This window comes from Mariniluteicoccus flavus (assembly GCF_054776655.1).
Window position 1 is genome coordinate 138,042 of sequence record NZ_BAAHBN010000003.1, and the last position, 21,571, is coordinate 159,612.

General features: G+C 69.9%; 23 protein-coding genes and 1 tRNA gene. 10 read left to right on the top strand and 14 right to left on the bottom strand.

What is annotated here, in order from left to right; genetic code table 11:
• Nucleotides 1-18: 18 nt before the first annotated feature.
• The 4 genes from ACYVAG_RS06790 to ACYVAG_RS06805 all read right to left on the bottom strand — a co-directional run bounded on the left by ACYVAG_RS06790 (nt 19) and on the right by ACYVAG_RS06805 (nt 4,042).
• Complete coding sequence (locus ACYVAG_RS06790; protein ID WP_460768225.1) at nt 19-1,344, bottom strand: M16 family metallopeptidase; 1,326 nt, start codon at nt 1,342-1,344, stop codon at nt 19-21.
• Nucleotides 1,341-2,675, bottom strand: coding sequence for a M16 family metallopeptidase (locus tag ACYVAG_RS06795; RefSeq protein ID WP_460768227.1), 1,335 nt, complete (start codon nt 2,673-2,675; stop codon nt 1,341-1,343). Before ACYVAG_RS06795 ends, ACYVAG_RS06790 begins: the two co-directional genes overlap by 4 nt.
• Nucleotides 2,676-2,764: 89 nt before the next feature.
• Nucleotides 2,765-2,841, bottom strand: a tRNA-Met gene (locus tag ACYVAG_RS06800).
• 64 nt (nt 2,842-2,905) lie between these two features.
• Entirely contained in the window at nt 2,906-4,042 is a 1,137-nt protein-coding gene (locus ACYVAG_RS06805; protein WP_460768228.1) for an FUSC family protein, read from the bottom strand.
• Between the two features lie 107 nt (nt 4,043-4,149).
• On the opposite strand from ACYVAG_RS06805, the gene ACYVAG_RS06810 reads away from it, so the two are divergent.
• Entirely contained in the window at nt 4,150-5,646 is a 1,497-nt protein-coding gene (locus tag ACYVAG_RS06810) for an ABC transporter substrate-binding protein (RefSeq protein ID WP_460768230.1), read from the top strand.
• A gap of 13 nt (nt 5,647-5,659) precedes the next feature.
• On the opposite strand, the gene ACYVAG_RS06815 is transcribed toward ACYVAG_RS06810, so the two are convergent.
• The 3 genes from ACYVAG_RS06815 to ACYVAG_RS06825 form a co-directional block, all read right to left on the bottom strand.
• Entirely contained in the window at nt 5,660-7,354 is a 1,695-nt protein-coding gene (locus ACYVAG_RS06815) for an alpha-amylase family protein (protein ID WP_460768232.1), read from the bottom strand.
• 28 nt (nt 7,355-7,382) lie between these two features.
• On the bottom strand, nt 7,383-7,625 hold the full coding sequence (locus ACYVAG_RS06820) for a hypothetical protein (RefSeq protein ID WP_460768233.1): 243 nt from the start codon (nt 7,623-7,625) through the stop codon (nt 7,383-7,385).
• A gap of 215 nt (nt 7,626-7,840) precedes the next feature.
• Complete coding sequence (locus ACYVAG_RS06825; RefSeq protein WP_460768235.1) at nt 7,841-8,335, bottom strand: LLM class flavin-dependent oxidoreductase; 495 nt, start codon at nt 8,333-8,335, stop codon at nt 7,841-7,843.
• Nucleotides 8,336-8,394: 59 nt separating this feature from the next.
• Between ACYVAG_RS06825 and ACYVAG_RS06830 the strand changes: the two genes are divergently transcribed.
• The 5 genes from ACYVAG_RS06830 (at nt 8,395) to serA (ending at nt 13,074) form a co-directional block, all read left to right on the top strand.
• Nucleotides 8,395-9,357, top strand: a complete 963-nt coding sequence (locus ACYVAG_RS06830; protein WP_460768236.1) for an ABC transporter permease — start codon at nt 8,395-8,397, stop codon at nt 9,355-9,357.
• Nucleotides 9,354-10,166, top strand: coding sequence for an ABC transporter permease (locus tag ACYVAG_RS06835; protein ID WP_460768238.1), 813 nt, complete (start codon nt 9,354-9,356; stop codon nt 10,164-10,166). Before ACYVAG_RS06830 ends, ACYVAG_RS06835 begins: the two co-directional genes overlap by 4 nt.
• Nucleotides 10,166-11,023: an ABC transporter ATP-binding protein gene (locus ACYVAG_RS06840; RefSeq protein ID WP_460768239.1), complete on the top strand. Its 858-nt coding sequence runs from the start codon at nt 10,166-10,168 to the stop codon at nt 11,021-11,023. The genes ACYVAG_RS06835 and ACYVAG_RS06840 overlap by 1 nt, the downstream gene beginning before the upstream one ends.
• Nucleotides 11,016-11,801, top strand: coding sequence for an ABC transporter ATP-binding protein (locus ACYVAG_RS06845; RefSeq protein WP_460768241.1), 786 nt, complete (start codon nt 11,016-11,018; stop codon nt 11,799-11,801). Before ACYVAG_RS06840 ends, ACYVAG_RS06845 begins: the two co-directional genes overlap by 8 nt.
• 76 nt (nt 11,802-11,877) lie before the next feature.
• Nucleotides 11,878-13,074 carry a phosphoglycerate dehydrogenase gene (gene serA / locus ACYVAG_RS06850; RefSeq protein ID WP_460768243.1) on the top strand — a complete coding sequence of 399 codons (1,197 nt, stop codon included), beginning with the start codon at nt 11,878-11,880 and terminating at the stop codon, nt 13,072-13,074.
• Here serA and ACYVAG_RS06855 read toward each other — a convergent pair.
• From ACYVAG_RS06855 to ACYVAG_RS06875, 5 genes are all read right to left on the bottom strand, one after another.
• Nucleotides 13,071-14,342 (bottom strand): HNH endonuclease, encoded by a 1,272-nt coding sequence (locus ACYVAG_RS06855; protein WP_460768244.1) that lies wholly within the window; start codon nt 14,340-14,342, stop codon nt 13,071-13,073. The two genes, serA and ACYVAG_RS06855, sit on opposite strands and share 4 nt — an antisense overlap.
• 91 nt (nt 14,343-14,433) lie before the next feature.
• Entirely contained in the window at nt 14,434-15,291 is an 858-nt protein-coding gene (locus tag ACYVAG_RS06860) for an inositol monophosphatase family protein (RefSeq protein ID WP_460768245.1), read from the bottom strand.
• 19 nt (nt 15,292-15,310) lie between these two features.
• Complete coding sequence (rsgA, locus tag ACYVAG_RS06865; RefSeq protein ID WP_460768246.1) at nt 15,311-16,324, bottom strand: ribosome small subunit-dependent GTPase A; 1,014 nt, start codon at nt 16,322-16,324, stop codon at nt 15,311-15,313.
• The gene (aroA, locus tag ACYVAG_RS06870) at nt 16,321-17,688 is read right to left on the bottom strand and encodes a 3-phosphoshikimate 1-carboxyvinyltransferase (protein WP_460768248.1); all 1,368 of its coding nucleotides are present in this window, start codon (nt 17,686-17,688) and stop codon (nt 16,321-16,323) included. Before aroA ends, rsgA begins: the two co-directional genes overlap by 4 nt.
• A 45-nt stretch (nt 17,689-17,733) precedes the next feature.
• Nucleotides 17,734-18,327, bottom strand: a complete 594-nt coding sequence (locus ACYVAG_RS06875; protein WP_460768250.1) for a DoxX family protein — start codon at nt 18,325-18,327, stop codon at nt 17,734-17,736.
• Nucleotides 18,328-18,389: 62 nt separating this feature from the next.
• Here ACYVAG_RS06875 and ACYVAG_RS06880 point away from each other — a divergent pair, with 62 nt between their 5' ends.
• The gene (locus ACYVAG_RS06880; protein ID WP_460768251.1) at nt 18,390-19,133 is read left to right on the top strand and encodes an SOS response-associated peptidase; all 744 of its coding nucleotides are present in this window, start codon (nt 18,390-18,392) and stop codon (nt 19,131-19,133) included.
• 7 nt (nt 19,134-19,140) lie between these two features.
• Here ACYVAG_RS06880 and ACYVAG_RS06885 read toward each other — a convergent pair whose 3' ends face one another.
• The gene (locus tag ACYVAG_RS06885) at nt 19,141-19,578 is read right to left on the bottom strand and encodes a DUF4178 domain-containing protein (protein WP_460768252.1); all 438 of its coding nucleotides are present in this window, start codon (nt 19,576-19,578) and stop codon (nt 19,141-19,143) included.
• 54 nt (nt 19,579-19,632) lie between these two features.
• Between ACYVAG_RS06885 and ACYVAG_RS06890 the strand changes: the two genes are divergently transcribed.
• From ACYVAG_RS06890 to rsrA, 3 genes are all read left to right on the top strand, one after another.
• Nucleotides 19,633-20,289 (top strand): alpha/beta hydrolase family protein, encoded by a 657-nt coding sequence (locus ACYVAG_RS06890; protein WP_460768254.1) that lies wholly within the window; start codon nt 19,633-19,635, stop codon nt 20,287-20,289.
• Nucleotides 20,290-20,360: 71 nt separating this feature from the next.
• Nucleotides 20,361-21,053 (top strand): sigma-70 family RNA polymerase sigma factor, encoded by a 693-nt coding sequence (locus tag ACYVAG_RS06895; protein WP_460768256.1) that lies wholly within the window; start codon nt 20,361-20,363, stop codon nt 21,051-21,053.
• On the top strand, nt 21,050-21,325 hold the full coding sequence (rsrA, locus tag ACYVAG_RS06900) for a mycothiol system anti-sigma-R factor (RefSeq protein ID WP_460768258.1): 276 nt from the start codon (nt 21,050-21,052) through the stop codon (nt 21,323-21,325). Before ACYVAG_RS06895 ends, rsrA begins: the two co-directional genes overlap by 4 nt.
• Before the next feature lie 71 nt (nt 21,326-21,396).
• Here the strand turns inward: rsrA and ACYVAG_RS06905 are convergent, their stop codons facing one another.
• Nucleotides 21,397-21,471 carry a 50S ribosomal protein bL37 gene (locus ACYVAG_RS06905; RefSeq protein WP_369797015.1) on the bottom strand — a complete coding sequence of 25 codons (75 nt, stop codon included), beginning with the start codon at nt 21,469-21,471 and terminating at the stop codon, nt 21,397-21,399.
• Nucleotides 21,472-21,571: the final 100 nt, after the last annotated feature.

Here is a 21,571-nt window from a genome sequence, read left to right on the forward strand (position 1 = left end):
CGGGTGACGCCGACGGATTCAGGCCGTCAGCCAGCCCGCCTTTTCCAGACCGGGGCGCAGCGCGGCGGCGTCGCCGACGACCACGAGCGTGAGCGCGTCAAGGTCGACCGCGTCCGCGTACGCCGCAGTGGCGGACTGCGGCGTGACGTCGCGGAGCGCGGCGAGCCACCGCGTCACGTGGTCGACCGGGGTGCCGTTCAGGACGTTGGCGGCCTGCTGGTCGGCGACGCCCTCGGCGGTCGCGTACCGCAGGGGCGAGGTGCCGGTGTGGTGGCTCACGGCCTGGCGCACCTCGTCGTCGGTGATGGGGCGGTCCGCGACGTGGAGCAGGCGTCGCGCCTCCACGACGGCGTCGACGACCACGTCGGTGCGGAACGAGCCGGCCACGGCCCACGTGCCGCCCGCCCGACGCGGAACCGGCTGGAGGTGGGCGCCGTAGGTCCAGCCGCGATCCTCGCGCAGCACCGAGTTGAGGCGGCTCAGGAAGCCGCCGCCCACCGCGTACGCGGCGACCTGGAACGGTGCCCAGCGCGGGTCACGCCGGTCGAGGCCCTGGCCGCCGAGGCGGACGTCGGCCTGGACTGACCCTGGTCGGTCGATGAGGCGGACGGTGGCAGGAGCGGGGTCGGGCGGCGGTTCGGTGAGCGAGGGGCGACGGGGTTCAGGATCGTCCCAGGTGCCGAGGGCCGACTCGAGCCAGTGGTCCGTGCCGTCCGGGAGGTCGCCGGCGATCACCAGCGTCGTGGCGCCTGGCCGGACGTGAAGACGATGGAAGGCCCGCGCGTCGTCACCGGTGACGGCCGCGACGGTCTCGGGGTCGCCGCCGTTCATGCGATGGGCGCGATCGGACTCCAGCCAGCTGGCGGCCCTGAACTCCATCGTGGCCCGCGACGCGGCGTTGGCGCGCTGCTGTTCGATCTCCGCCAGGCGCAGGGCGCCGTGGCGACGCACGTCCTCGTCGCGGACCTCGGGGGTGCGCAGCGCCTCGGCAAAGAGTTCGAGGGCCGGGAGCAGCCGCGTGGCGGGGACATCCAGCATGACCTGCAGGCCCGACAGACCCCAGCTGGCGTGGAAGGCTGCTCCGACCGACTCGAGCGCCTCGGCGTACGCGTCGCCGGGGTGGGCGGTGGTGCCCTCGTCGAGGACGCGGGACAGCAGCAGCGCCACCCCCTCGAGGTCACGCGGCTCCGCGGCGAGCGGCACCTCGACCGTCGCGACGACCGACACGACGTGCTGGCCGGGCATGGGATGGCGCAGCACGCGGATGCCGTTGGAGAGGCGTCCCTCGGTGGGCTCGGGGAAGGCCCAGGGGGCAGGAATCGGGACGTCGGGTCGTGCGGTCACTGGACACCCTCCTGGGTGGCGGGGCTGGGGGAGGCCTTCGGAAGGGCGTGGTGGACCAGGGTCGCGCGCTGCTCGGCGCGAAGGTGAGTGCGGCAGGCGTCGCGGATGGCCGTCCCATCGATCGTGGCCATGTCGGCCACCCGGCGGTTCACGCGGGTCGGGTCGCCGAGGAGCGTCGCGTACGCGGAGAACTGGTCGGCGCGCGTGTCGAGGGAGGCCAGCGACTGGAGCCAGTCGCGCTCGAAGCGGGCGTGGGCGCGGGTCACCTCGTCGTCGGTCGGGCCCTCGTCGGCGAGGCGCTCGACCTCGGCGAGGAGTGACTGTTCCACCGTGTCGATCGACACGCCGTCGCGGGCGCGGGCGGTGACGAACCCGAAGGAGTTGCCGCCGACCAGCGGCATCACCGAGGCGCCGGCGCCCTCGGCGACCTCGTCCCGGCGGACGAGAGCCCGGTGGAGGCGTGAGGTCTGGGACCCGCCCAGCACGGTGGTGGCGAGGTCGAGCGCATCGAGCTCGGGGTCGCCGAGTGCGGGGAGTCGCCAGGCCAGGGCGACGGAGGAGGCGGGGACGTCGGCGTCGACCTCCGCGCGCGGTAGGCCGGTCAGCGGGGGCAGGGGAGCGGCGAGGGCGCGGTCGGGCTTGGGCCCGGATGGCAGGTGGCCGAACCGGCGCTCGACCAGTGCGTACGCGTCGTCGACGGTGACGTCACCGACGATCGTGAGGACGCAGTTGCTGGGGAGGTAGTGACGGCGGAAGAAGGCGTGGACGTCCTCGACCGTGGCGGCGTCGAGGTCGGCCATCGACCCGATCGTGGTGTGACCGTAGGGGTGGTCGGAGGGGAAGACGAGCGCGACGAGACGCTCCATGAGGTCGCCATAGGGCACGTTGTCGTAGCGCTGGCGCTTCTCCTCCTTGACCACCTCCCGCTGGTTGTCGAGGTTCTCCTGCGTGACGGCGTCCAGGAGGCTCTCCAGCCGGTCGGCCTCCAGCCACAGTGCCAGGTCGAGCCCGCCGGTGGGTAGCGCCTCGAAATAGTTGGTGCGATCGAACCAGGTCGTCGCGTTGACCGCGGCGCCGTGGGCCTGCAGCAGGGCGATGTGCTCGCCGCTGGCCACGCCGGCCGACCCCTGGAACATCAGGTGCTCGAACAGGTGGGCAAAGCCGGTGCGCCCGGGTTCCTCGTGGCGGGAGCCGACGTCGTACCAGAGGTTCAGCGCCGCGGCCGGGGCGTTGTGGTCGGGGCTGACGATGACGCGGAGGCCGTTGGCGAGGGTGTGCTGGTGGACGGGGTACGCGAGGTCGTCGCTCGGGTCGGATCCCGGAGAGGTCATGGTGTCCCTTCGTGGCGCCTGATCTGGCCGAGGCTAGCGCACCGGGAAAGCACCGAGGCCCGGCCACTGATGTGGCCGGGCCTCGGATCTGGTAGCGGGGACAGGATTTGAACCTGTGACCTCTGGGTTATGAGCCCAGCGAGCTACCGAGCTGCTCCACCCCGCGTCGACTCGAAGAACTTTACAGGAGGGTGAACGAGAAGCCAAATCGAGGGCGATGAGCGGCAGACTCAATCCATGTCCGGGATCGCCTCGCGCGCCTCGGCGTAGTCCATGCCGGTGAGTTCGAGCGCGTCCACCAGGATCGAGCGCACCTGCGCCAGCATCACGATCGACGAGAGGTTGTCGGCCAGGCCGAGGTGGGAACTCTTCGTCCCGAGGGCGATCAGGCGGGGACGGGCGGCCTCCGGGATCCGGCGGGCCTGGAGCTCGTTCGCGCAGTAGCGGAGCTCGTCGGCGAGGGCACCCAGCAGCGAGCGGTAGGACAGCGGGATCTTCTCCTCCCGCCACAGCGCGATGGCCGAGCGGCGCGTGAGGACCCGAAGGTTGCGCATCATGCGATCCAGCGGATCGGTGAGTTGGGAGATCTCCTGCATGTGGGGGAGGTCGCGCCGGCGGAAGGGGGAATAGCGCACGACCGCGAGGCCCTCGTCGGTGGCCTCGTTCAACTCGTCCAGCGTCGACTCGCTGTTGCGGGCGCGCTCGAGGACCCGGTCCCCGGCCTCCGGGTCGCCGGCGACGAGGGCATCGCGCACCTCGTCGAGCGTGGCCGCCGCCTCGGTGAGGACGCCGGCGGCGAGCAGCCGCGGGCGGACCACTGACGAGGCCGGGGCGATGGTGGTGACGACGAGCGCCAGGAGTACGCCGACCGCCGCGTCGAGCCAGCGATTGAAACCCTGGTTCGGGTCGGGCATCAGCGTGAGCACGATGATCGACTGAAGTCCGGCCTGGATGATCATGAGGTTGCGGGCCCCGAGCCAGGTCGCCACCGACATCGACAGCAGGCAGACCAGCACGATCTGCCACGGGCCCGTGCCGAAGAACTGCACGAACAGGTCGCCGAAGAACACGCCGACCGCGACCCCGACCGCGATCTCCGCGGCCCGGCTGAGCCGCTGGCCGAACGAGAAGCCCAGCGTGACCACCGCGGCGACCGGTCCGAAGACGGGCAGCGCGTGGCCGAGCACGCGACCGCAGATCCACCACGCGATCCCCGCCGTGAGGGCGCACTGACAGATCATCCACAGCCGGTTGCGCCATCGGTCCACACGGCGGCGCTGTGAAGCCGCGCCCCTGCGTACGCCCTTCTCACTGAGGTCGAACGCACGCAGCGCCATGCCCTGCCAGGTGAACCGCCGCGCATCCATGGGGTCATCATGGCGCGGTGGGCGCGGACTCGCCACATGGCGGGGACGGGTGGCTAGAGTGGCCGCCATGCGCGCGGCCGTGGGCGCCTGCGCGGAGGAGGTTCGAGGTGTTCCGACCGATTCTGGCGGCCGTCGCGGCGCTGGTCGTGGCGTTGGCGGGCTGCACGAGCCCGTCCGACCCCGGCCCGGCGACCGGGGGACCGAAGACCCTCACCGTCGGGGCCACGGCCCAGCCGCCCACCATGGATCCCACCGCCAACGACGCGGCAGCCATCGCCCAGGTGATGCTCTACAACGTCTACGAGACGCTGGTGAAGATGGATGCCGACGGCCGCCTGCGGCCGTTGCTGGCCCAGAAGTGGGAGGTCTCGCCCGACCGCCGCACCTACACCTTCTCGCTGGACCCGGCCGCCACGTTCGCGTCGGGCCGTCCCGTCGCCGCGGAGGATGTCGCGTGGTCGATCAACCGTATCAAGAACTCGGCGTCGACGGCCGCGCTGAAGCGGCAGATGTCGGTGGTTGACTCAGTCCAGACGCCCGACGCGAGAACCGTGGCCGTCACCCTGACCCGTCCCAGCAACGCCTGGCTGTATGACATGTCGTCGACGGCAGGCATCGTTTTCGACTCGAAGTCCACCGACGACCTCGCCAACAAGACCGCCGGGTCAGGTCCGTTCGCCCTGAAGGAGTGGGTGCAGGGGGCGTCGGTCGGGTTGGCCAAGAACGCGAAGTACTGGGGGACGGCGGCCCGCTTCGACGAGGTGACTTTCCGCTATTTCTCCGACGCCAACGCGATGAACGCCGCGATGCTGTCGGGCGACCTCGACATCATCTCCAACCTGCAGGCGCCCGCCGCCCTGCCGCAGTTCGCCGACGCCAGCCGCTTCCAGGTCATCGAGGGCACGACCAACGGTGAGGTGGTGCTGTCGATGAACAACACGTCGGCGGCACTGAAGGACGTCCGGGTCCGCAGGGCCATCAAGTACGCGATCGACCGCAAAGCACTCCGCGACACGGTGTGGGCGGGCAAGGGCGCACTGATCGGGTCGATGGTGCCGCCGACCGACCCGTGGTACGAGGACCTGTCCGGCGCGTACCCGTTCGACCCCGCCAAGGCCCGAGCCCTCCTCCAGGAGGCCGGAGTCAGCGGGCTGAAGCTGCGCCTGCGGCTGCCGACCCTGGCGTACGCGACGGGGGCGGGGCAGTTCATCGCCTCCCAGCTCAAGGACGTCGGGATCGAGGCGACCATCGACCAACTGGAGTTCCCGGCGCGCTGGGTCGACACCGTGCTGACCAAGGGCGACTACGACATGTCGATCGTGTCCCACGTGGAGGCGCGTGACCTCGTGCGGTTCGCGAACCCGCAGTACTACTTCCACTACGACAGCCCGGAGTTCCAGCGGCTGGTCACCGAGGCCGACGCCGGCACGCCGGCCGAGCAGGTGGAGAAGTTGAAGGCAGCGGCGAAGCTGCTGTCGGACGACGCGGCAGCCGACTGGCTGTTCCTCCTCCCGCAACTCGTGGTGACCGCACCCGGCATCACCGGGGTGCCGAAGAACGCGACCACGCTGAGCTTCGACGTGACGACGATCGCGAAGGCGTGACGCGGGGCCCTCGTCAGCGGATGCGGCGGTCCTGGGGGCCGTGGACCCGGAGCCAGAGATGGCCATAGCCATCGACGGGGACGGAGACGCGCCCTCGGTCATCGCAGGTCACCACGGTGTCGGAGAACAGGTCGGACAGGTCGGTGGCCCCCTCGATCTCGGCGAGCTCGAGATCGACCGTGGCCGGTTCCGAGCTGAAGTTGTGGATCAGCACCGTGCTGGGATTCGAGCCGTCGATCGTGTGCCAGGTGCAGCGGTGGGCGAGCACGCTTCGGACATCGTGCTTGAGGATCGTCACGTCGCCGAAGCCGACCTCGGGACACTCGCGATAGCGGCTCGCCAGACGGGTGATGAAGTTCAGCAGCGACGCCTGGTCGTGGCGCGAGCGAGCGACGTTGACGTGCTCGGGCCCGTACGCGCCCTGGACCACAGCGCGGGTCACGCGCGACGGTGCGACCGTGGAGAAGCCCGCGTTCTTGCCGGACGTCCACTGCATGGGCGTACGCACGGCCATGCGTCCCTCGGCAGACAGGTCCTCGCCCATGCCGATCTCCTCGCCGTAGAAGAGGACCGGGGTGCCGGGAAGCGCGAACATCAGCGAATAGACCATCTCGAGGCGACGCGGGTCGCCCTCGAGCATCGGGGGCAGGCGGCGCTTCAGTCCGCGACCGAAGAGCTGCATGTCGGGATCGGGGCCGAAGGCGTCGAAGACCTGTTGGCGCTCGTCGTCGCTCAGCTTGTCGAGGGTCAGCTCGTCGTGATTGCGGACGAAATTGGCGTACTGCGACTCCGGCGCGAGCTTGGGGCGGCCGGCGAGGGCCTTCGCGAGCGGTCGCGCGTCGTTGCGGGCGAGGGACAGGTAGAGCGCCTGCATGCCCATGAAGTCGAACATCATGTTGAGTTCGTCGCCCCGGTCGCCGCCGAAGAACTTCTTCTGGTCGGCGTACGGGACGTTGACCTCGCCCAGGAGGGCCGCCTCGCCGCTGCGGCGATTCAGCAGGGCACGCAGCGCACGCAGGTAGTCGTGCGGGTCGTGGTAGTCGTTCAGCTGGGCCGTATCGATGCCCTTGGTCTCCACGAAGAACGGGACGGCGTCGACGCGGAAGCCATCCAGACCGAGCTGGAGCCAGAAGCCGATGATGCGCGCGACCTCGTCGCGGACCTTCGGGTTGGCGATGTTGAGGTCGGGCTGGTGCTTGTAGAAGTTGTGGAGATAACACTCGCCGGTGCGCTCGTCGAGTTCCCACAGGGAGTTCTCCTGGTCGGGGAACACCACTTGGTCGCTCGTGTCCGGCGGCGGGGTGTCGCGCCAGACGTAGAAGTCCCGGAAGGGGTTGTCCTTCGATGACCGGGCGGCCTTGAACCATGGGTGCTTGTCGGAGGTGTGGTTCAGCACCAGGTCGACGATCACCCGCATGCCGCGGTCCTTGGCGGTGCGAATGAACTCGACGACGTCGCCCATGGTGCCGAGGCGCGGGTCGACACCGTAGAAGTCGGTGACGTCGTAGCCGTCGTCGCGCTCAGGGGTGGGATAGAACGGCATCAGCCACAGGCACGTCACCCCCAGCTCGGCGAGATAGTCGAGCCGGTCGGTGAGCCCGGAGAAGTCTCCGACTCCGTCGTCGTTGCCGTCGAAGAACGTCTCGACGTCGAGGCAGTAGACGATGGCGTTCTTCCACCACAGGTCTGAGGTCTCGGCCTTGCGCATGGGATCTCCTTCGATCGTCAACCGCTGGTCAGCGGAATTGGGGCAGCACCTTGTCGCCGAAGGTGTCGAGGTAGCGTTCCTGGTCCTGGCCGACGTAGTGGAGGTACACGGCATCGAAGCCGAGGTCGATGAAGCCCTGGATGAGTTCGGCGTGCTCGAACGGGTCGTGGGAGACCTGCACGGACTTCTGCACGACCTCCGCAGGGACGTGCTCGCTCACCGGGTCGAAATGGGCGAGCGTCAGGTCCCAGCAGACCGGGGGCGGGAACACATTGCTGCGCCACTGGTCCTGGGCGATCGCGACGGCCTCATCGCGGGTGGGGGCCCAGCTGAGGTGCAGTTGGAGGACGCGGTGGTCGGCGCCCCCGGCGTCGCCTCACGCCCGGATCATCGTGCGGAGGTGATCGTGGTCCTGGTTCACGGTCGCGAGGCCGTCGGCCCACGTGGCCCCGCGTACGGCGGTGTCAACGCTGACGGCCGGCGCGATCAGTTTGGGTCTGGGTCGGGGAGGTCCCACAGGCGCGCCCTGTCGACGTGAACCAGACCGTCGTGGGTCACCTCCTCGCCGTCGAGGAGGCGCGAGATGACATCGACACATTCCTCGAGGCGCTGCTGGCGCTGTTCCTTGCGGGGCCAGGGATCTCCCGTGATGTGCTCGTTGCTCCATTCACCCGTCCCGAGCGCAGTCCAGAACCGGCCGGGGAACATCTGGCCGAGAGTCGCGATCGACTGGGCGATGATGGCCGGATGGTAGCGCTGGCTCGGCGCGTTCACGACGCCGAAGCTCAGGTTCGTCGTGGCGAGGGCCGCGCCCAGCCAGGCCCAGGCCATGCCCGAGTGGCCCTGGCGTATCGACCAAGGCTCGAAGTGGTCCGAACACATGGCCGCGGAGAAGCCGACCTGTTCGGCTCGCTGGACATCGGCGAGCAACTGGCGCGGCGAGATCTGCTCGTGCGAGGCGTGGAAGCCGATCGTCGTCATGGCCCCTTGTCTATCGAACCTCCACGGATCAGGCGTCACCACCCCCTACGCTGTGGGCCATGTCCGTCGTCGTGCAGGTGCTGCGCCGGCTGGCCGTCTTCGCCGCCAGCCTGTTCGTGGCGTCCGTCCTGATCTTCCTGGCCTGCCAGGCCCTCCCCGGCGACATCGCGCAGGTCATGCTCGGCCAGAACGCCAGTCCACAGGCAGTCGAGGCCCTGCGTACGAAACTGGGGCTGGACCGGCCGCTGGCCGTCCGCTATGCGGAATGGGCGGGGGGCATGGTGAGCGGTGATTTCGGCACCTCCTTCCTGTCTCGGCGCCCGGTTGTCGAACAGATCGGGGCGAAGTTGGAGATCACTCTGTCGCTCGTGGGCGGCGCGATGCTCCTCGCTCTGCTCATCGCCGTGCCGGTCGGCATGCTGGCCGCGGTGCGTCGTCGACACGCCTCAGGACTTGCGGCATCGGTGCTGTCACAGATCGGTCTCGCCATTCCGGCGTTCTGGGCGGGCATCATGCTCATCTACCTCTTCGCCGTGAAGCTGCGGTGGTTCCCGGCCAACGGGTACGTGCCGTTCCTCCGCGACCCAGGCGGCTGGCTGGCCCACCTCGTGCTGCCCGTGGTGGCGCTGGCGATCGTGCAGGCCTCGGTTCTGGTGCGCTACATCCGGTCGGCGTTCATCGAGGTGCTGTCCGAGGACCACTACCGCACTGCCCGGGCCATCGGGTGGCGCCAGATGCCTGCCCTGCTGCATCACGGCGTACGCAACGCGGCGCTCTCGGTCGTCACCGTGCTCGGGCTGCAACTCGCCACCCTGCTGGTGGGGGCGATCGTCATCGAGTCGGTCTTCACCCTGCCGGGACTGGGGATGTTGCTGCTGAACGCGGTGACGCAGCGGGACCTCGTCGTGGTCCAGGGAGCCGTGATGGTCCTGGTCACTGCGGTCCTGGTCATCAACGCACTCGTGGACCTGAGCTATCTTGCGATCGATCCGAGGCTGAGGGCGCGGGGGAGGGACGCATGAAGCGCGCTTCGTTGTGGATCGGCGCGGGCCTCGTCCTCGGGGTGGTCCTCACCGCCCTGGTCGCGGTCGTCTGGACGCCGTTCGACCCGCAGCGGGTCATCCCCGGGGCGCGGATGCTGCCGCCGGGCTGGCCGCATCTCCTCGGCACCGACAACTTCGGCATCGACCTGGTCTCCCGGCTGATGGCCGGGGCACGGGTCTGCCTGCTCGTGGGCGTCATCGCGGTCGGTATCGCGGCCCTGGTCGGCGTACCGCTCGGGATGCTGGCAGGCATGGCCAGGGGCTGGTTGGGGGAGTTGGTGATGCGGGCGGCCGACGTGCTGTACGCGTTCCCCGCCCTCCTGCTTGCGATCCTGCTCGCGGCGGCGTTCGGGGGGTCGACGTGGACTGCCATGACAGCCATCGGGGTGGCAACCATCCCAAACTTCATCCGCGTGGCACGGGCGGCGACCCTGGGGGTGATGAGTTCGGACTACGTATTGGCGGCACGAGCGTCCGGCACCGGACGGCTGGCGACCGGCCTGCGGCACGTGCTGCCGAACATCGCGCCCGTGCTTGGAGTCCAGGCGTCGGTGTCCTTCGGCATCGCCATCCTGGCGGAGGCTGCGCTCAGCTACCTCGGTCTGGGAACACCCCCACCGACCCCCACGTGGGGTCGGATGCTCCGCGAGGCGCAGACCTTCCTGTTCACCGATCCGTTGCAGGCCCTGTGGCCGGGACTGGCGATCGCCCTGGCGGTGCTGGGGTTCAACCTGTTGGGCGATGGCTTGCGTGACGCCCTGGACCCTCGCCTGAAGGAGGTGCGGTGATGGCGCTCGTCGAGGTGCGGGACCTTCGAGTGGCGTTCGGTCGGGATCGGCGGGAGGTGGTCCGCGAAATCAGCTTCGCCTTCGACTCGGGTGACCGGGTCGGCCTCATCGGGGAATCGGGGTCGGGAAAATCCGTGACGGCGCTGGCACTCATGGGGCTGCTACCGGAGACTGCCCACGTGAGCGGGTCGATCCGGTTCGACGGGGTCGAGATGTTGGGGCGATCCGATCGCGAGTGGTCGCGCCTCCGCGGCAACCGGATGACCATGGTCTTCCAGGAGCCGATGACCGCACTCGACCCCACCATGAAGGTCGGACGCCAGGTCGCGGAAGTGCTGGAACTGCACGGACAGTCGCGGCCGGGCGGCGGCGGTACGCGCGATCGCGTTGTGGCGATGCTTGACGCCGTCGGCCTGCCCAGCCCCGATCGGATCGCCGGGACATTCCCGCACGAACTCTCCGGGGGCCAACGGCAGCGGGTCGTCCTGGCCATGGCCCTGATCAACCAGCCCGACCTCGTGATCTGCGACGAGCCCACCACCGCGCTCGACGTCACGGTGCAGGCCAAAGTCTTGGACCTGCTCGATCGGTCGCTCGATGAGGTGGGTGCTGCATGCCTGTTCATCAGCCATGACCTGGCAGTGGTTTCCCAGGTGTGCCACGAGGTGCTGGTGATGCTGGACGGAGAGATCGTCGAACGGGGTCCTGATGCCGAGGTCTTCCGTGAGCCGCGGCATGCGTACACGCGGGGCCTGTTGGCCACTGCGCGGCTGGATCTCTTGAGCCCGGGCGCCCGGTTGCCCGTGGTCGCAGACTTCTGGCGACGCGATGCCGAGGACGGAGGTCGCCATGGATGAGACGGTCTTCGAGGTTGACAGCGTCACGCGACGCTTTGCCGCGCGGGGACGCTCAGTGAGTGCGGTCGATGACGTCTCCGTGGTGATCGAACGCGGACAACGGCTCGGCATCGTGGGTGAGTCGGGATCGGGGAAGTCCACCCTGATCCGGATGATGGCGGCGCTCGACCGGCCCACGACCGGTCGGATCCTGCTGCGGGGTCAGGAGATCCACGCGCTTCCGGAGCGCCGACTCGGGTTCCTCCGGGCAGACGTCCAGATGGTGTTCCAGGACCCACGGTCGTCGTTGAACCCACGGATGCGCGTGCGTGACATCGTGACCGAGCCCCTCCGGTCGAGGCTGCTGCGTGGACGTCAGGACGTGCCCACCGAGCCCGGGGCGCGGTTGACCGAGGTCCTGGATCAGGTCGGCCTACCGCGTGGGTCGGGGGACCGGTACCCGCACGAGTTCTCCGGCGGACAGCGTCAGCGCATCGCCATCGCCCGCGCGCTCGCGCCACGTCCGCAGGTGCTCATCGCCGATGAGCCGGTGTCGGCATTGGATGTGTCGGTGCGCGCCCAGGTGCTGAACCTGCTCAACGACCTTGTGGGGGAGATGGGACTCACCATGGTGTTCGTGTCCCACGACCTCGAGGTCGTCCGTCACGTGTGTGATCGAGTCATGGTGATGCGTCAGGGCAAGGTGGTCGAGGCCGGGCCGACGGCCGAGGTGTACGCCAGGCCCCGCGAGCTGTACACCCAAGAACTGCTTGCCGCCATACCCAGGCTGTCCTGGTGAAGCCGCCCGATCAGTCCGTTGGCCGGCACGTGGACCGGCGGATCGGCGGCTGACGGCCGCAGTAGGATCGGCGCTCGTGAAGGCCCTCCTGCTCGAAAACATTCATGCCGATGCCGCGCGCGCGTTCGAGGAGAGGGGGATCGAGGTCGACGCACTCAAAGGTGCCCTCGATGAGGACGAGCTCATCGAGGCCCTCGACGGCGTGGGCATTCTGGGAATCCGCTCCAAGACGATGGTGACCGAGCGCGTCTTGGCTGAGCGTCCGCTCCTCGAATCGATCGGCGCCTTCTGCATCGGTACCAACCAGGTGGACCTCCGGGCCGCCGCCGCCGCAGGCGTACCGGTCTTCAACGCCCCGTTCTCCAACACCCGCTCCGTGGTCGAACTGGCGCTCGGCGAGATCATCTCCATGGCACGCCACATGACGGACAAGAGCGAGAAGCTCCACCAGGGGATCTGGGACAAGTCGGCGGCCGGAGCTCACGAGATCCGCGGTCGCACGCTCGGAATCGTGGGCTATGGAAACATCGGGTCCCAACTGTCGGTCGTGGCTGAGGCGTTGGGCATGCGGGTCTACTTCTACGATGTCGTGGACAAACTCGCCCTCGGCAACGCCCAGCGGTGCACGACGCTCGAGGAACTCCTGTCCAAGGTCGAGACTGTGTCCCTCCACGTCGACGGGCGCGCCGGCAATGCGGGATTCTTCGGTGCCGAACAATTCGCGATGATGCGCGAGAGGGCACTGTTCCTCAACCTGTGCCGTGGATTCGTCGTGGACCACGATGCCCTGGCCGATGCATTGCGCTCTGGCCATGTGGCCGGCGCCGCCGTGGATGTCTTTCCCGAGGAGCCCAAGAAGAATGGGGATCCCTTCTCCTCGCCTCTCCAGGGCATCCCCAACGTGATCCTCACCCCGCACGTGGGCGGTTCGACGGAGGAAGCCCAACAAGACATCGGCTTCTTCGTCAGCGGCAAGCTCGGTGACTTCCACCGGACCGGAGCGACCGTGATGAGCGTGAACATGCCGCAGGTCCAGGTCGATGAGCAGTTCGCCGGTGTACGCCTGCTTCACCTGCACCACAACGTTCCGGGGGTCCTGGCGCGCATGAACCAGGCCGTCGCCGATCACGGCGTCAACATCGATCGGCAGACGCTGTCCACCCGGGGCGACCTCGGCTATGTGGTCACCGACGTGAGCGGCGATCGCGTACGCGAGCTGGCGCAGGCGCTGCGCGACCTGCCGGAGACCGTGCGCCTGCGTGCGATCGCCTAGGAGGCGCGTACCTCTGGCGGTGATGCGTCGCCAGATGTGGGTCCGGTGAGTCGCTGCAGTGGTCCCTCACGGGGCGCTTCGTAGGCGTGGCCAGTCGGTGTCGTGGTGCGGATGGAGCCGTCAGCTCGGGGGAGCGATGTCCATCCCAGCGCTTCCTTCGCCTGGTTGCACTGCTCACAGAGCCCCTGTTGGTTGGCCTCCGAACTCGGGCCCCCTCCTGCATGTGACACGACGTGGTCGTACTGCCGGATTGCCGCGCTGCACCAAGGGGTGCGACACATGCCGTCCCGCCACCGCACCAGCTTCTTCATCCCGGGAGTGAACAGACGCGAGCTCGTCTCCATCGCGATCGTACGGCCGGGGGGACGATAGAGGCGACGCAGTGCAACCTGGACATCATCCTCGGCATCCGAGAGCACCTGCCTGATCCAGCGCGCCGGCACCGGACCCTGACCGTCGACCACGGCGGGCCGGTCAGACTGGCCCAGCAGGGTCTCGTCGGTCATCAGAATGCTGAGCTCGATCTTCCCCGGCACCGCGGCGTCGTCGCCCGTCACCCGCGCGACCAGCGTGTCCGCCATGACCTGACTCCGAGCGCGGGGGTCTCCGGCCAGTCGCGCCGAGTCTGCGGCCGCCGACAGGGCTGCGTGAACAGCAGCGCCCTGCAGCGTGGACAGATGGGCGGTCACCGTGGTCGTAGTGTCCGGTCCGGGCCTCGTCACCACCCGCCGACGTGCGTACGCCTCGTCGGCACGTTCCTGCGCTCCCTCCGGGTCCAGCGCGTACGCCAGGTTCCGCACCTCCTCGGCGATCTGGCGATCGCCCAACCCGTGGTCGGCGTCCAGGCGTGTGCCCAGGTGCGTGTCGATCTCGGCGCGCGTCTCGGGAGAGAGCGCGGCCGTCTCGCGGACGACGACCATCGCTCGTCGCTCGTTCAGCCTGCCGTCGAGCAGCGCGCCCAGGGTGTGCTCCATGTCGTCAGTGAGCGTGACCGCTGCCTCCATCAGTCGCGCCGCCACGGCGGGGGATTCCCGGCGGGCAAGTCCCACCTCGGCGGACACTCCGCGCCCCGCCCCATCCGTATGCCGGCCCGCGAGATGGGCTGTCACGATCGCCTGGGCCGCGCACGCCGCAGACTTGAGGTCCTCCAGTTCGCGCAACACGTCCACGCAGGCGGCGGGTTCGCGCGGAGCGGCCACCACCCGCTCGGCGATCTGCCCGGCGACGTCGTGCACCCACTCCGGGGTCAACAGAATCAGCTCAGTCACACCCACACCATGGCGGCGCGGACCGAGATCGGTTCACCGGACCTGCCCGCCTGTGGACACAGCTTCAGGTCACACCCGACCTGTGGACAACTCAGTTCTCCGGGCGGGTCCGCGGCGCCTCCGGATCGACCGCCCCGCCCTCCGACAGCTGTCGCACCACCACGTCATGCAGTGGCCCGTTGGTCGCCACCGCGCCCGGCCCGAACGGCCCTCGCGCGCCCTCCACCGACGTGAACCGGCCACCCGCGGCCTCCACGATCGCGCAGCAGGCAGCCATGTCGTGCAATGCCAGCTCCGGTTCGCACGCGATGTCGACCGCGCCCTCGGCCACCAGCATGTACGACCAGAAATCCCCATACGCCCGGGTCCGCCAGCATCCCCGCATCAGGTCGACGAAGTTCTGTCCCGTCCCCGACTCCACCCAGCCGCCGAGCGAGGAGTACGAGAGTGACGCGTCACCCACCGAGTCCACGCGCGACACCGAGATCGGGGTCGCCTGCATCAGCGACTTCCCCGTGTAGGCGCCACCCCCGACCGAGCCCCACCAGCGGCGGCCCAGCGCGGGTGCTGACACGACCCCCACGACGCACTCCTCGCCCGCCATGAGTCCGATCAGCGTCGCCCACACCGGCACGCCACGCACGAAGTTGGACGTCCCGTCGATGGGGTCGATGACCCAACGCCGCTCGCCGAACCCGGACTCTCCGCCCTCCTCGCCCACGATCGCGTCCCGCGAGCGCGCGCGCCCGAGGGTTTTGCGCAGCGTCTCCTCGACGGCGACATCAGCATCGGTGACCTGCGAGAGGTCCGGCTTGCTGGACACCTTCAGGTCCTGCGCCTTGAACCGCGCCATCGTGAGGGAGTCGGCGTCGTCGGCCAGCAGGTGGGCGAGGCGCAGGTCGTCGGTCCAGCCGCGATGGGTGGTGGAGGGGGCATCGGAGGAGGCCATGTCCGCCAACCTAGCGCCCCTACTGGTCGTAGGGCAGCGCCCGCGCCGTGATCATGCGGCGGAACGACGCGACACGTTCGCGCGGCACATCGCCGTCACGCCACGCCGCGTCCAGACCGCAGTCGACGGCCTCCGCGTCATGGGCGCAGCCCCGCGGGCAGTCCACCGTGTACGCCTGCAGGTCCGGGAACGCCTTGATCACGTCGGCCGGCTCCACGTGCGACAGCCCGAACGAGCGTACGCCCGGCGTGTCGATGACCCACCCGTCGCCGTCGGGCAGCTCGAGTGCCATCGCTGACGTCGACGTGTGGCGCCCACGGCCCGTCACCTCGTTCACGTGCGACGTACGCCGGTCGACGCCCGGGATCAACGCGTTCACCAGGGTCGATTTCCCGACCCCCGAGTGCCCGACGAACACCGACACGCGGTCGGCAAGGAGCTCGTGCAGCCGCGAGAGGTCCGCTCCGGGCTCCACCGCCACCACCGGCACACCGAGCGGCGCGTACGCCGCCTCCAGTTCGGCGGGTGACGCCAGGTCGGCCTTCGTCAGGCACAGCAGCGGCTCCAGCCCCGCGTCGTACGCCGCCACGAGGATTCGGTCGATCATCCCCGTCCTGGGTGGCGGGTCGGCCAGCGCGGTCACGATGACCAGTTGGTCGGCATTCGCCACGATGGGTCGCTCGAACGGGTCGTCGTCGTCGGCCGTGCGCCGCAGCACGGTCTCGCGTTCCAGCACCTCCACGATGCGCGCGAGCGTTCCCTCCTCGCCGCTCGTGTCGCCCACCAGGCGTACGCGGTCGCCCACGATCGTCGACTTCTTCCCCAGGGGTCGGGCCTTCATGGCCGACACCTGCCTGGCCTCGCCCGTGTCGTCCCTCACCAGGCAGCGATAGCGCCCGCGGTCGACGGTCACGACGACCCCGACCTCGGCGTCGGAATAGTCCGGGCGGTCCTTCGTGCGGGGACGCGTCCGCCGCCGGGGGCGGTCGAAGCCGGCGTGTTCGTCGTCGTAGATCCCCCCGCTGCGACTCACCGAGCGCCTTCCTGCGCGTCCGACCAGTCGGCCGAGTCGGCCAGCATCTGCGTCCACAGTGTGGGGAACTCCGGCATCGTCTTGCCGGTGCAGCCGATGTCGTCGAGGGTCACGTCGTCGACGAGCAGTCCGAGCAGCGCGCCCGCCTGGGCCATGCGGTGGTCGGCGTACGTGCGCCAGTCGCCCCCGTGCAGCACCCGCGGGTGGATCGCCAGACCGTCCGAAGTCTGGTGGGTCGCCGACCCGAGGCCCTCGAGTTCGGCCTCCAGCGCCGCGAGCCGGTCGGTCTCGTGCCCTCGGATGTGCGCCACCCCGCGGATCCGGCTCGGATCGTGCGCCACAGCCGCCATCGCTGCGACCACGGGTGTCAGCTCGGAGGCCTCCGACAGGTCGAGGTCCACGCCGTTCAGCCGATGCCCGCCGGTGACGGTCAGCCCCGACCTGTCCAGGTGCACCCGCGCCCCGAACTGGGTCAGGATTTCGCGGAGCTGGTCGCCCGGCTGCAGCGTCTGCCTGGGCCAGTGGGGGATCGTCACCTGGCCCTGCGTCAGCGCGGCCGCCGCGAGGAACGGCGCCGCGTTCGACAGGTCGGGCTCGATCACGACGTCGTGGGCGGCGATCCGGCCCGGCTTGACCACCCAGCGATGCTCCGACGGCTGGTGGACCTCGACGCCGCGGTCGCGCAGCATCGCCACGGTCATGTCGATGTGGGGCAGGCTCGGCAGCACGCGGCCCACGTGCTCGACGTCCAGCCCGCGCGCGCAGCGGGCGCCCGCGAGGAGCAGCCCCGACACGTACTGACTCGACGTCGACGCGTCCACCCTGATCCGTCCGCCCGGCAGGTCAGCCCGTCCGCCGATCGAGAACGGCAGTCCAGTCGCACCCTCGGTCACCGCCGCGCCCATGTCATACAAGGCGTCGAGGAGGGGCGCCATCGGCCGCGCGTACGCCTGCACATCGCCGTCGAAGCGAACGGTTCCCGGTGCCAGCGCCGCCACCGGCGGCAGGAAGCGCATCACGGTTCCCGCCAGCCCGCAGTCCAGGCGGCCGCCGGCCGCGAACCGCGCCGGCGGCGTGATCCGCCACGCCCCAGGGCTGGAGTCGTCGATCGCCACGCCGAGCGTCCGCAGCCCGTCCCGCATCAACCGCGTGTCGCGCGCGTCCAGACCGCCCGTGATGGTCGACGGCCCATCGGCCAGGGCCGCCAGCACCAGTGCGCGGTTGGTCTCGGACTTCGACCCCGGTACGCGGACCACCGCGTGGACGGGTTCGGTCGCGATGGGCGCCGGCCAGGGGCCAGAGTCAACAGCCCGCCTCGGACGGACCGGAGGCGGGCTGGGGACGTGGTCGTTGGGCGTGCTCACGGCCTCGAGTCTAGAGGGAGTGGCGCGGATCCCACACGGGGCGGGTCAGGCCGACAGCGCCTTGACCTGCGCACGGGCATTCTTGCGGGCCTTCATGATCTCCCGAGCGACCTGGCGCTTCGACTTCGACGCGTCGGCCTCGAGCTGGCGGCGCGTCTGGTCGACCGAGCGGGCGATGCGACGCGACTGGTCCTGGGCGCGCCACGACAGCGAAGGCTTGCCCTCGGTGTCGTTGGCGGCGAGCAGCGCGGCACCGGTCAGGGCGAGGTTCTTGAGCAGGTCGTTGCGGTTCGCGGCCCGCTCGACGCCCGAGGCGCCCTTCAGCGGGTTGGCGGCGACCAACTGGGGGAGCATCGCGGTGGCGATGGCGCTCGCGCCGAGGCGACGGCCCTTGCCCGTCATGAGGCCGAGGCCGCCGATGACCTGCATCGCGCCGGCGATCCGGGCGAGCGTGACGGCGTCCTCGGGGATGGAGGTGGCGACCTCCGGCGGTGCGACGCGCTTGGCGAGCGGCACGACGGTGGTCGCGAAGCGCTCGGTCTCGGCGGCGTACGCCTCCGGCTCCTTGAGGGCCTTGGCGCCGTTGGCGACGAAATAGCCGGCGAGCATGGTGCGGGCAGCAACGCGGATGAGGTTCATGGGATATTCCTACCGCGTACGCGGGGTCGATTCCAAGGGACCCCCCGACTAGGTTGTCCCCCATGTGTGGAAGGTACGCCGCCGCCCGGGACGTCGACCAGCTCGTCGAGGAGTTCGACGTCGGCGAAGTCCCCGAGGCGATCCCCGGACCGAGTTGGAACACGGCCCCGACCGACCAGGTCGCCGCGGTGGTCGAGCGCGAGCCGAAGGAGGGCGGCGAGGTCGCCCGCAAGCTCGTCCCGCTGCGCTGGGGCCTGGTCCCGTCGTGGTCGAAGGACCTCTCCGGCGGCGCCCGCATGATCAACGCCCGCGTCGAGACCGTCGCGGAGAAGCCGGCGTTCCGCAAGGCGTTCGCCGCGCGCCGCTGCCTGATCCCCGCCGACGGCTACTTCGAGTGGTACGCCACGTCCCGGACCGACGCGAAGGGCAGGCCGGTGAAGCAGCCCTTCTTCATCCACCGCGCCGACGGCGACCTGTTGGCCATGGCCGGCATCTTCGAGTTCTGGCGCGACCGGTCGAAGGCTGACGACGACCCGGCACGCTGGGTCAGCTCGTGTTCGATCATCACGACGACCGCCACCGATGCCGTCGGCCACCTCCATGACCGCATGCCGATGGTCATCGGCCGCGACGCGTGGGCCCGGTGGCTCGATCCGGCGCTCACCGATCCCGCGGAGGCGCTCGACCTCCTGCAGGTCACCGAGACCGCGATGCTCGAGGCGTACGCGGTGTCCCCGGCGGTCGGCAACGTCCGCAACAACGGTCCCGAGCTGGTCGAGCCGCTCCCCGAGGCGCCGGAAGCCTGAGGTCGGGTCACCGCAACGCGGTCAGATCGCCGGACGCCAGGGCCCGTCCCGTCGAGACCTCCCACGCGCCGCCGTCGAAGCGCTCGAAGCTCAACACCGCTCCGGAGTCGGACGAGTAATCGTGGTATTCCACCGTCCCCGACGGTCCCGTCCCCGTGTCGCCCTCGGCCACATAGCTGGCCTCGCCCGACTCCTCGCGACGAAACGTCGTGTCGTCCGCGTCCAGGCTGCGTCGGGCGGGGGAGAGGTGGGCCAGGTCGGGTCGCTGCGTCCAGCGGACGAGCTCGGTGCCCTCGACCGACACCCAGAGGTCGACGGGGAAGCCGACCAGGTGGTGTTCGGCCCATTGGTCGCCGTCCTCGGTCAGGCGGATCGTGCCGACGACCGTGACGGGATGACCCTGATAGGCGACCTGGGCATCGGCGTGGAGATAGGGGGCTGTCATGCCCCCAACCTAGCCAGTCGCCGGTTCTCCGCGACCCACCGGCATGATGGCCCGGTGACCCATGCCGTCATCGACCTGTCCACCCCGCTCGGCCCTGCGCGCCTGTACGCCGACGTCCCCGCCGAGCCGTCCGCCGTCCTCGTCCTCGGCCACGGCGCCGGGGGAGGCGTCGACGCGCCCGACCTCGTCGCTCTCACGGCCCTGGCCGACCGGGGTGTCGCCGTCTGCCGGTTCGAGCAACCCTGGCGTACGGCCGGGAAGAAGGTCGCCCCCGCGCCGCCCCGGCTCGACGAGGGCTGGGCGCCCGCCATGGCGTACGCGGCCGAGCGCTGGCCGAGACTCCCGGTGTTCGTCGGCGGCCGATCCGCGGGGGCTCGCGTCGCGTGCCGCTGGGCCGCCGCCCACCCCGTGGCCGGGGTCGTCGCGTTGTCCTTCCCGCTCCACCCGCCGGGTCGCCCCGACCGGTCCCGGGCGCCCGAACTGCTCGGCGCCCGCCCCCGGGTCCTGGTCCTCCAGGGCGAGCGTGACCCCTTCGGCACGCCGCCCGAGTTCGTCGACGCCCTCGGCGACCGCGACGACCCCTCCGTACGCCTGGTCGTCGTCCCCGACTGCGCCCACGCGTTGAGTCCGCCGAGGCGTGGACCGCTCGGCGAGGCCGATGTCGCCCGGTTGATCGTCGCCGAGGTGGAGGGGTTCGTCGCCGCGGAATAACGCCCCGGCCACGGGCGTTGCGCCAGGCGATGGTCACCACAACATGCCCCGCGCCGGTACTGTCATACGTGATGACACTGCCGACCACCCACAGCGACAGCGACGCCCCCACGAGCGGCGCCGCCCACGATGATGCCCTCGACGTCGACACGATCGAGGCCCCCGACGCCGACGTCGATCTCGCCACCGAGACCGCGGCCGAGCGTGACGTCCGTTTCGAACGCGACGCCTTCGTCCACCTCGACCAGCTCTACGGTGCCGCGATGCGCATGACGCGCAACCCGAGCGACGCCGAGGACCTGGTGCAGGAGACGTTCGCGAAGGCGTACGCGAGCTTCCACCAATACACGCCCGGCACGAACCTCAAGGCGTGGCTCTACCGCATCCTCACCAACACCTACATCAACACCTACCGCAAGGCCCAGCGGAGCCCCCAGATCTCCGGCGGCGAGGACGTGGAGGACTGGCAGCTGGCCCGCGCCGAGTCCCACACGAGCCGGGGCCTGCGCTCGGCCGAGATGGAGGCGCTGGACCACATGCCCGACTCGGTCGTGACCGAGGCCCTCAACTCCCTGTCGCCCGATTTCCGCCTGGCTGTCTACCTCGCCGACGTCGAGGGCTTCGCCTACAAGGAGATCGCCGAGATCATGGGGACGCCGATCGGCACCGTCATGTCGCGACTGAATCGCGGCCGCTCCCAACTTCGCGATCGGCTGGCCGACCACGTCCGGGAGAACAACCTGCTGCCCCGGGAGGCGAAGTGAGCCAGTCCGACCACGCACCTGACCTCGAGTCCGACGACTGCACGGTGGTCCTCGGTCGCGTCCACCAGTTCCTCGACCATGAGCTCGACGAGGCCAGCTGCGACGAGATCCGCGCCCACCTCGACGCCTGTGAACCGTGCCTCGAGGACTTCGACGCCGAACAGGCCATCAAGCAGCTCGTCAGCCGCTGCTGCCGGGGTGAGGCGGCGCCCGAGGGATTGAAGTCCTCGATCATGCGGTCACTGGCAGACCTGCGCCGCGACCCTGCCTGACCGTCCCCACGAACGCCGAGGGCCCCGCACCGTGTCCGGTGTGGGGCCCTCGTGCGTACGCTGATCAGTGATCAGGCGTTGGGACGCTTGCCGTGGTTGGCGCCCTTCTTGCGACGAGCGCGGCGCTTGCGACCGGTCTTGCCCATGATGAGCCTCCTTCGTGGATGCGGTGGTGCGGGCGAACCCGCGTTTTGCCACCGGATCTGGCGGCCGAGGGGACACTCTATCAGCGAGTGCGGCCCCGCA

What these genes read in the sequence shown, in the direction of transcription:
- ACYVAG_RS06860 (WP_460768245.1), bottom strand. Translation starts at nt 15,291, where the DNA reads ATGGCCTCCTCCGATGCCCCCTCCACCACCCATCGCGGCTGGACCGAC.
- ACYVAG_RS06835 (WP_460768238.1), top strand. Translation starts at nt 9,354, where the DNA reads ATGAAGCGCGCTTCGTTGTGGATCGGCGCGGGCCTCGTCCTCGGGGTG.
- ACYVAG_RS06895 (WP_460768256.1), top strand. Translation starts at nt 20,361, where the DNA reads ATGACACTGCCGACCACCCACAGCGACAGCGACGCCCCCACGAGCGGC.
- ACYVAG_RS06805 (WP_460768228.1), bottom strand. Translation starts at nt 4,042, where the DNA reads ATGGATGCGCGGCGGTTCACCTGGCAGGGCATGGCGCTGCGTGCGTTC.
- ACYVAG_RS06840 (WP_460768239.1), top strand. Translation starts at nt 10,166, where the DNA reads ATGGCGCTCGTCGAGGTGCGGGACCTTCGAGTGGCGTTCGGTCGGGAT.
- ACYVAG_RS06825 (WP_460768235.1), bottom strand. Translation starts at nt 8,335, where the DNA reads ATGACGACGATCGGCTTCCACGCCTCGCACGAGCAGATCTCGCCGCGC.
- ACYVAG_RS06845 (WP_460768241.1), top strand. Translation starts at nt 11,016, where the DNA reads ATGGATGAGACGGTCTTCGAGGTTGACAGCGTCACGCGACGCTTTGCC.
- ACYVAG_RS06830 (WP_460768236.1), top strand. Translation starts at nt 8,395, where the DNA reads ATGTCCGTCGTCGTGCAGGTGCTGCGCCGGCTGGCCGTCTTCGCCGCC.
- ACYVAG_RS06880 (WP_460768251.1), top strand. Translation starts at nt 18,390, where the DNA reads ATGTGTGGAAGGTACGCCGCCGCCCGGGACGTCGACCAGCTCGTCGAG.
- ACYVAG_RS06885 (WP_460768252.1), bottom strand. Translation starts at nt 19,578, where the DNA reads ATGACAGCCCCCTATCTCCACGCCGATGCCCAGGTCGCCTATCAGGGT.
- ACYVAG_RS06795 (WP_460768227.1), bottom strand. Translation starts at nt 2,675, where the DNA reads ATGACCTCTCCGGGATCCGACCCGAGCGACGACCTCGCGTACCCCGTC.
- ACYVAG_RS06875 (WP_460768250.1), bottom strand. Translation starts at nt 18,327, where the DNA reads ATGAACCTCATCCGCGTTGCTGCCCGCACCATGCTCGCCGGCTATTTC.
- ACYVAG_RS06815 (WP_460768232.1), bottom strand. Translation starts at nt 7,354, where the DNA reads ATGCGCAAGGCCGAGACCTCAGACCTGTGGTGGAAGAACGCCATCGTC.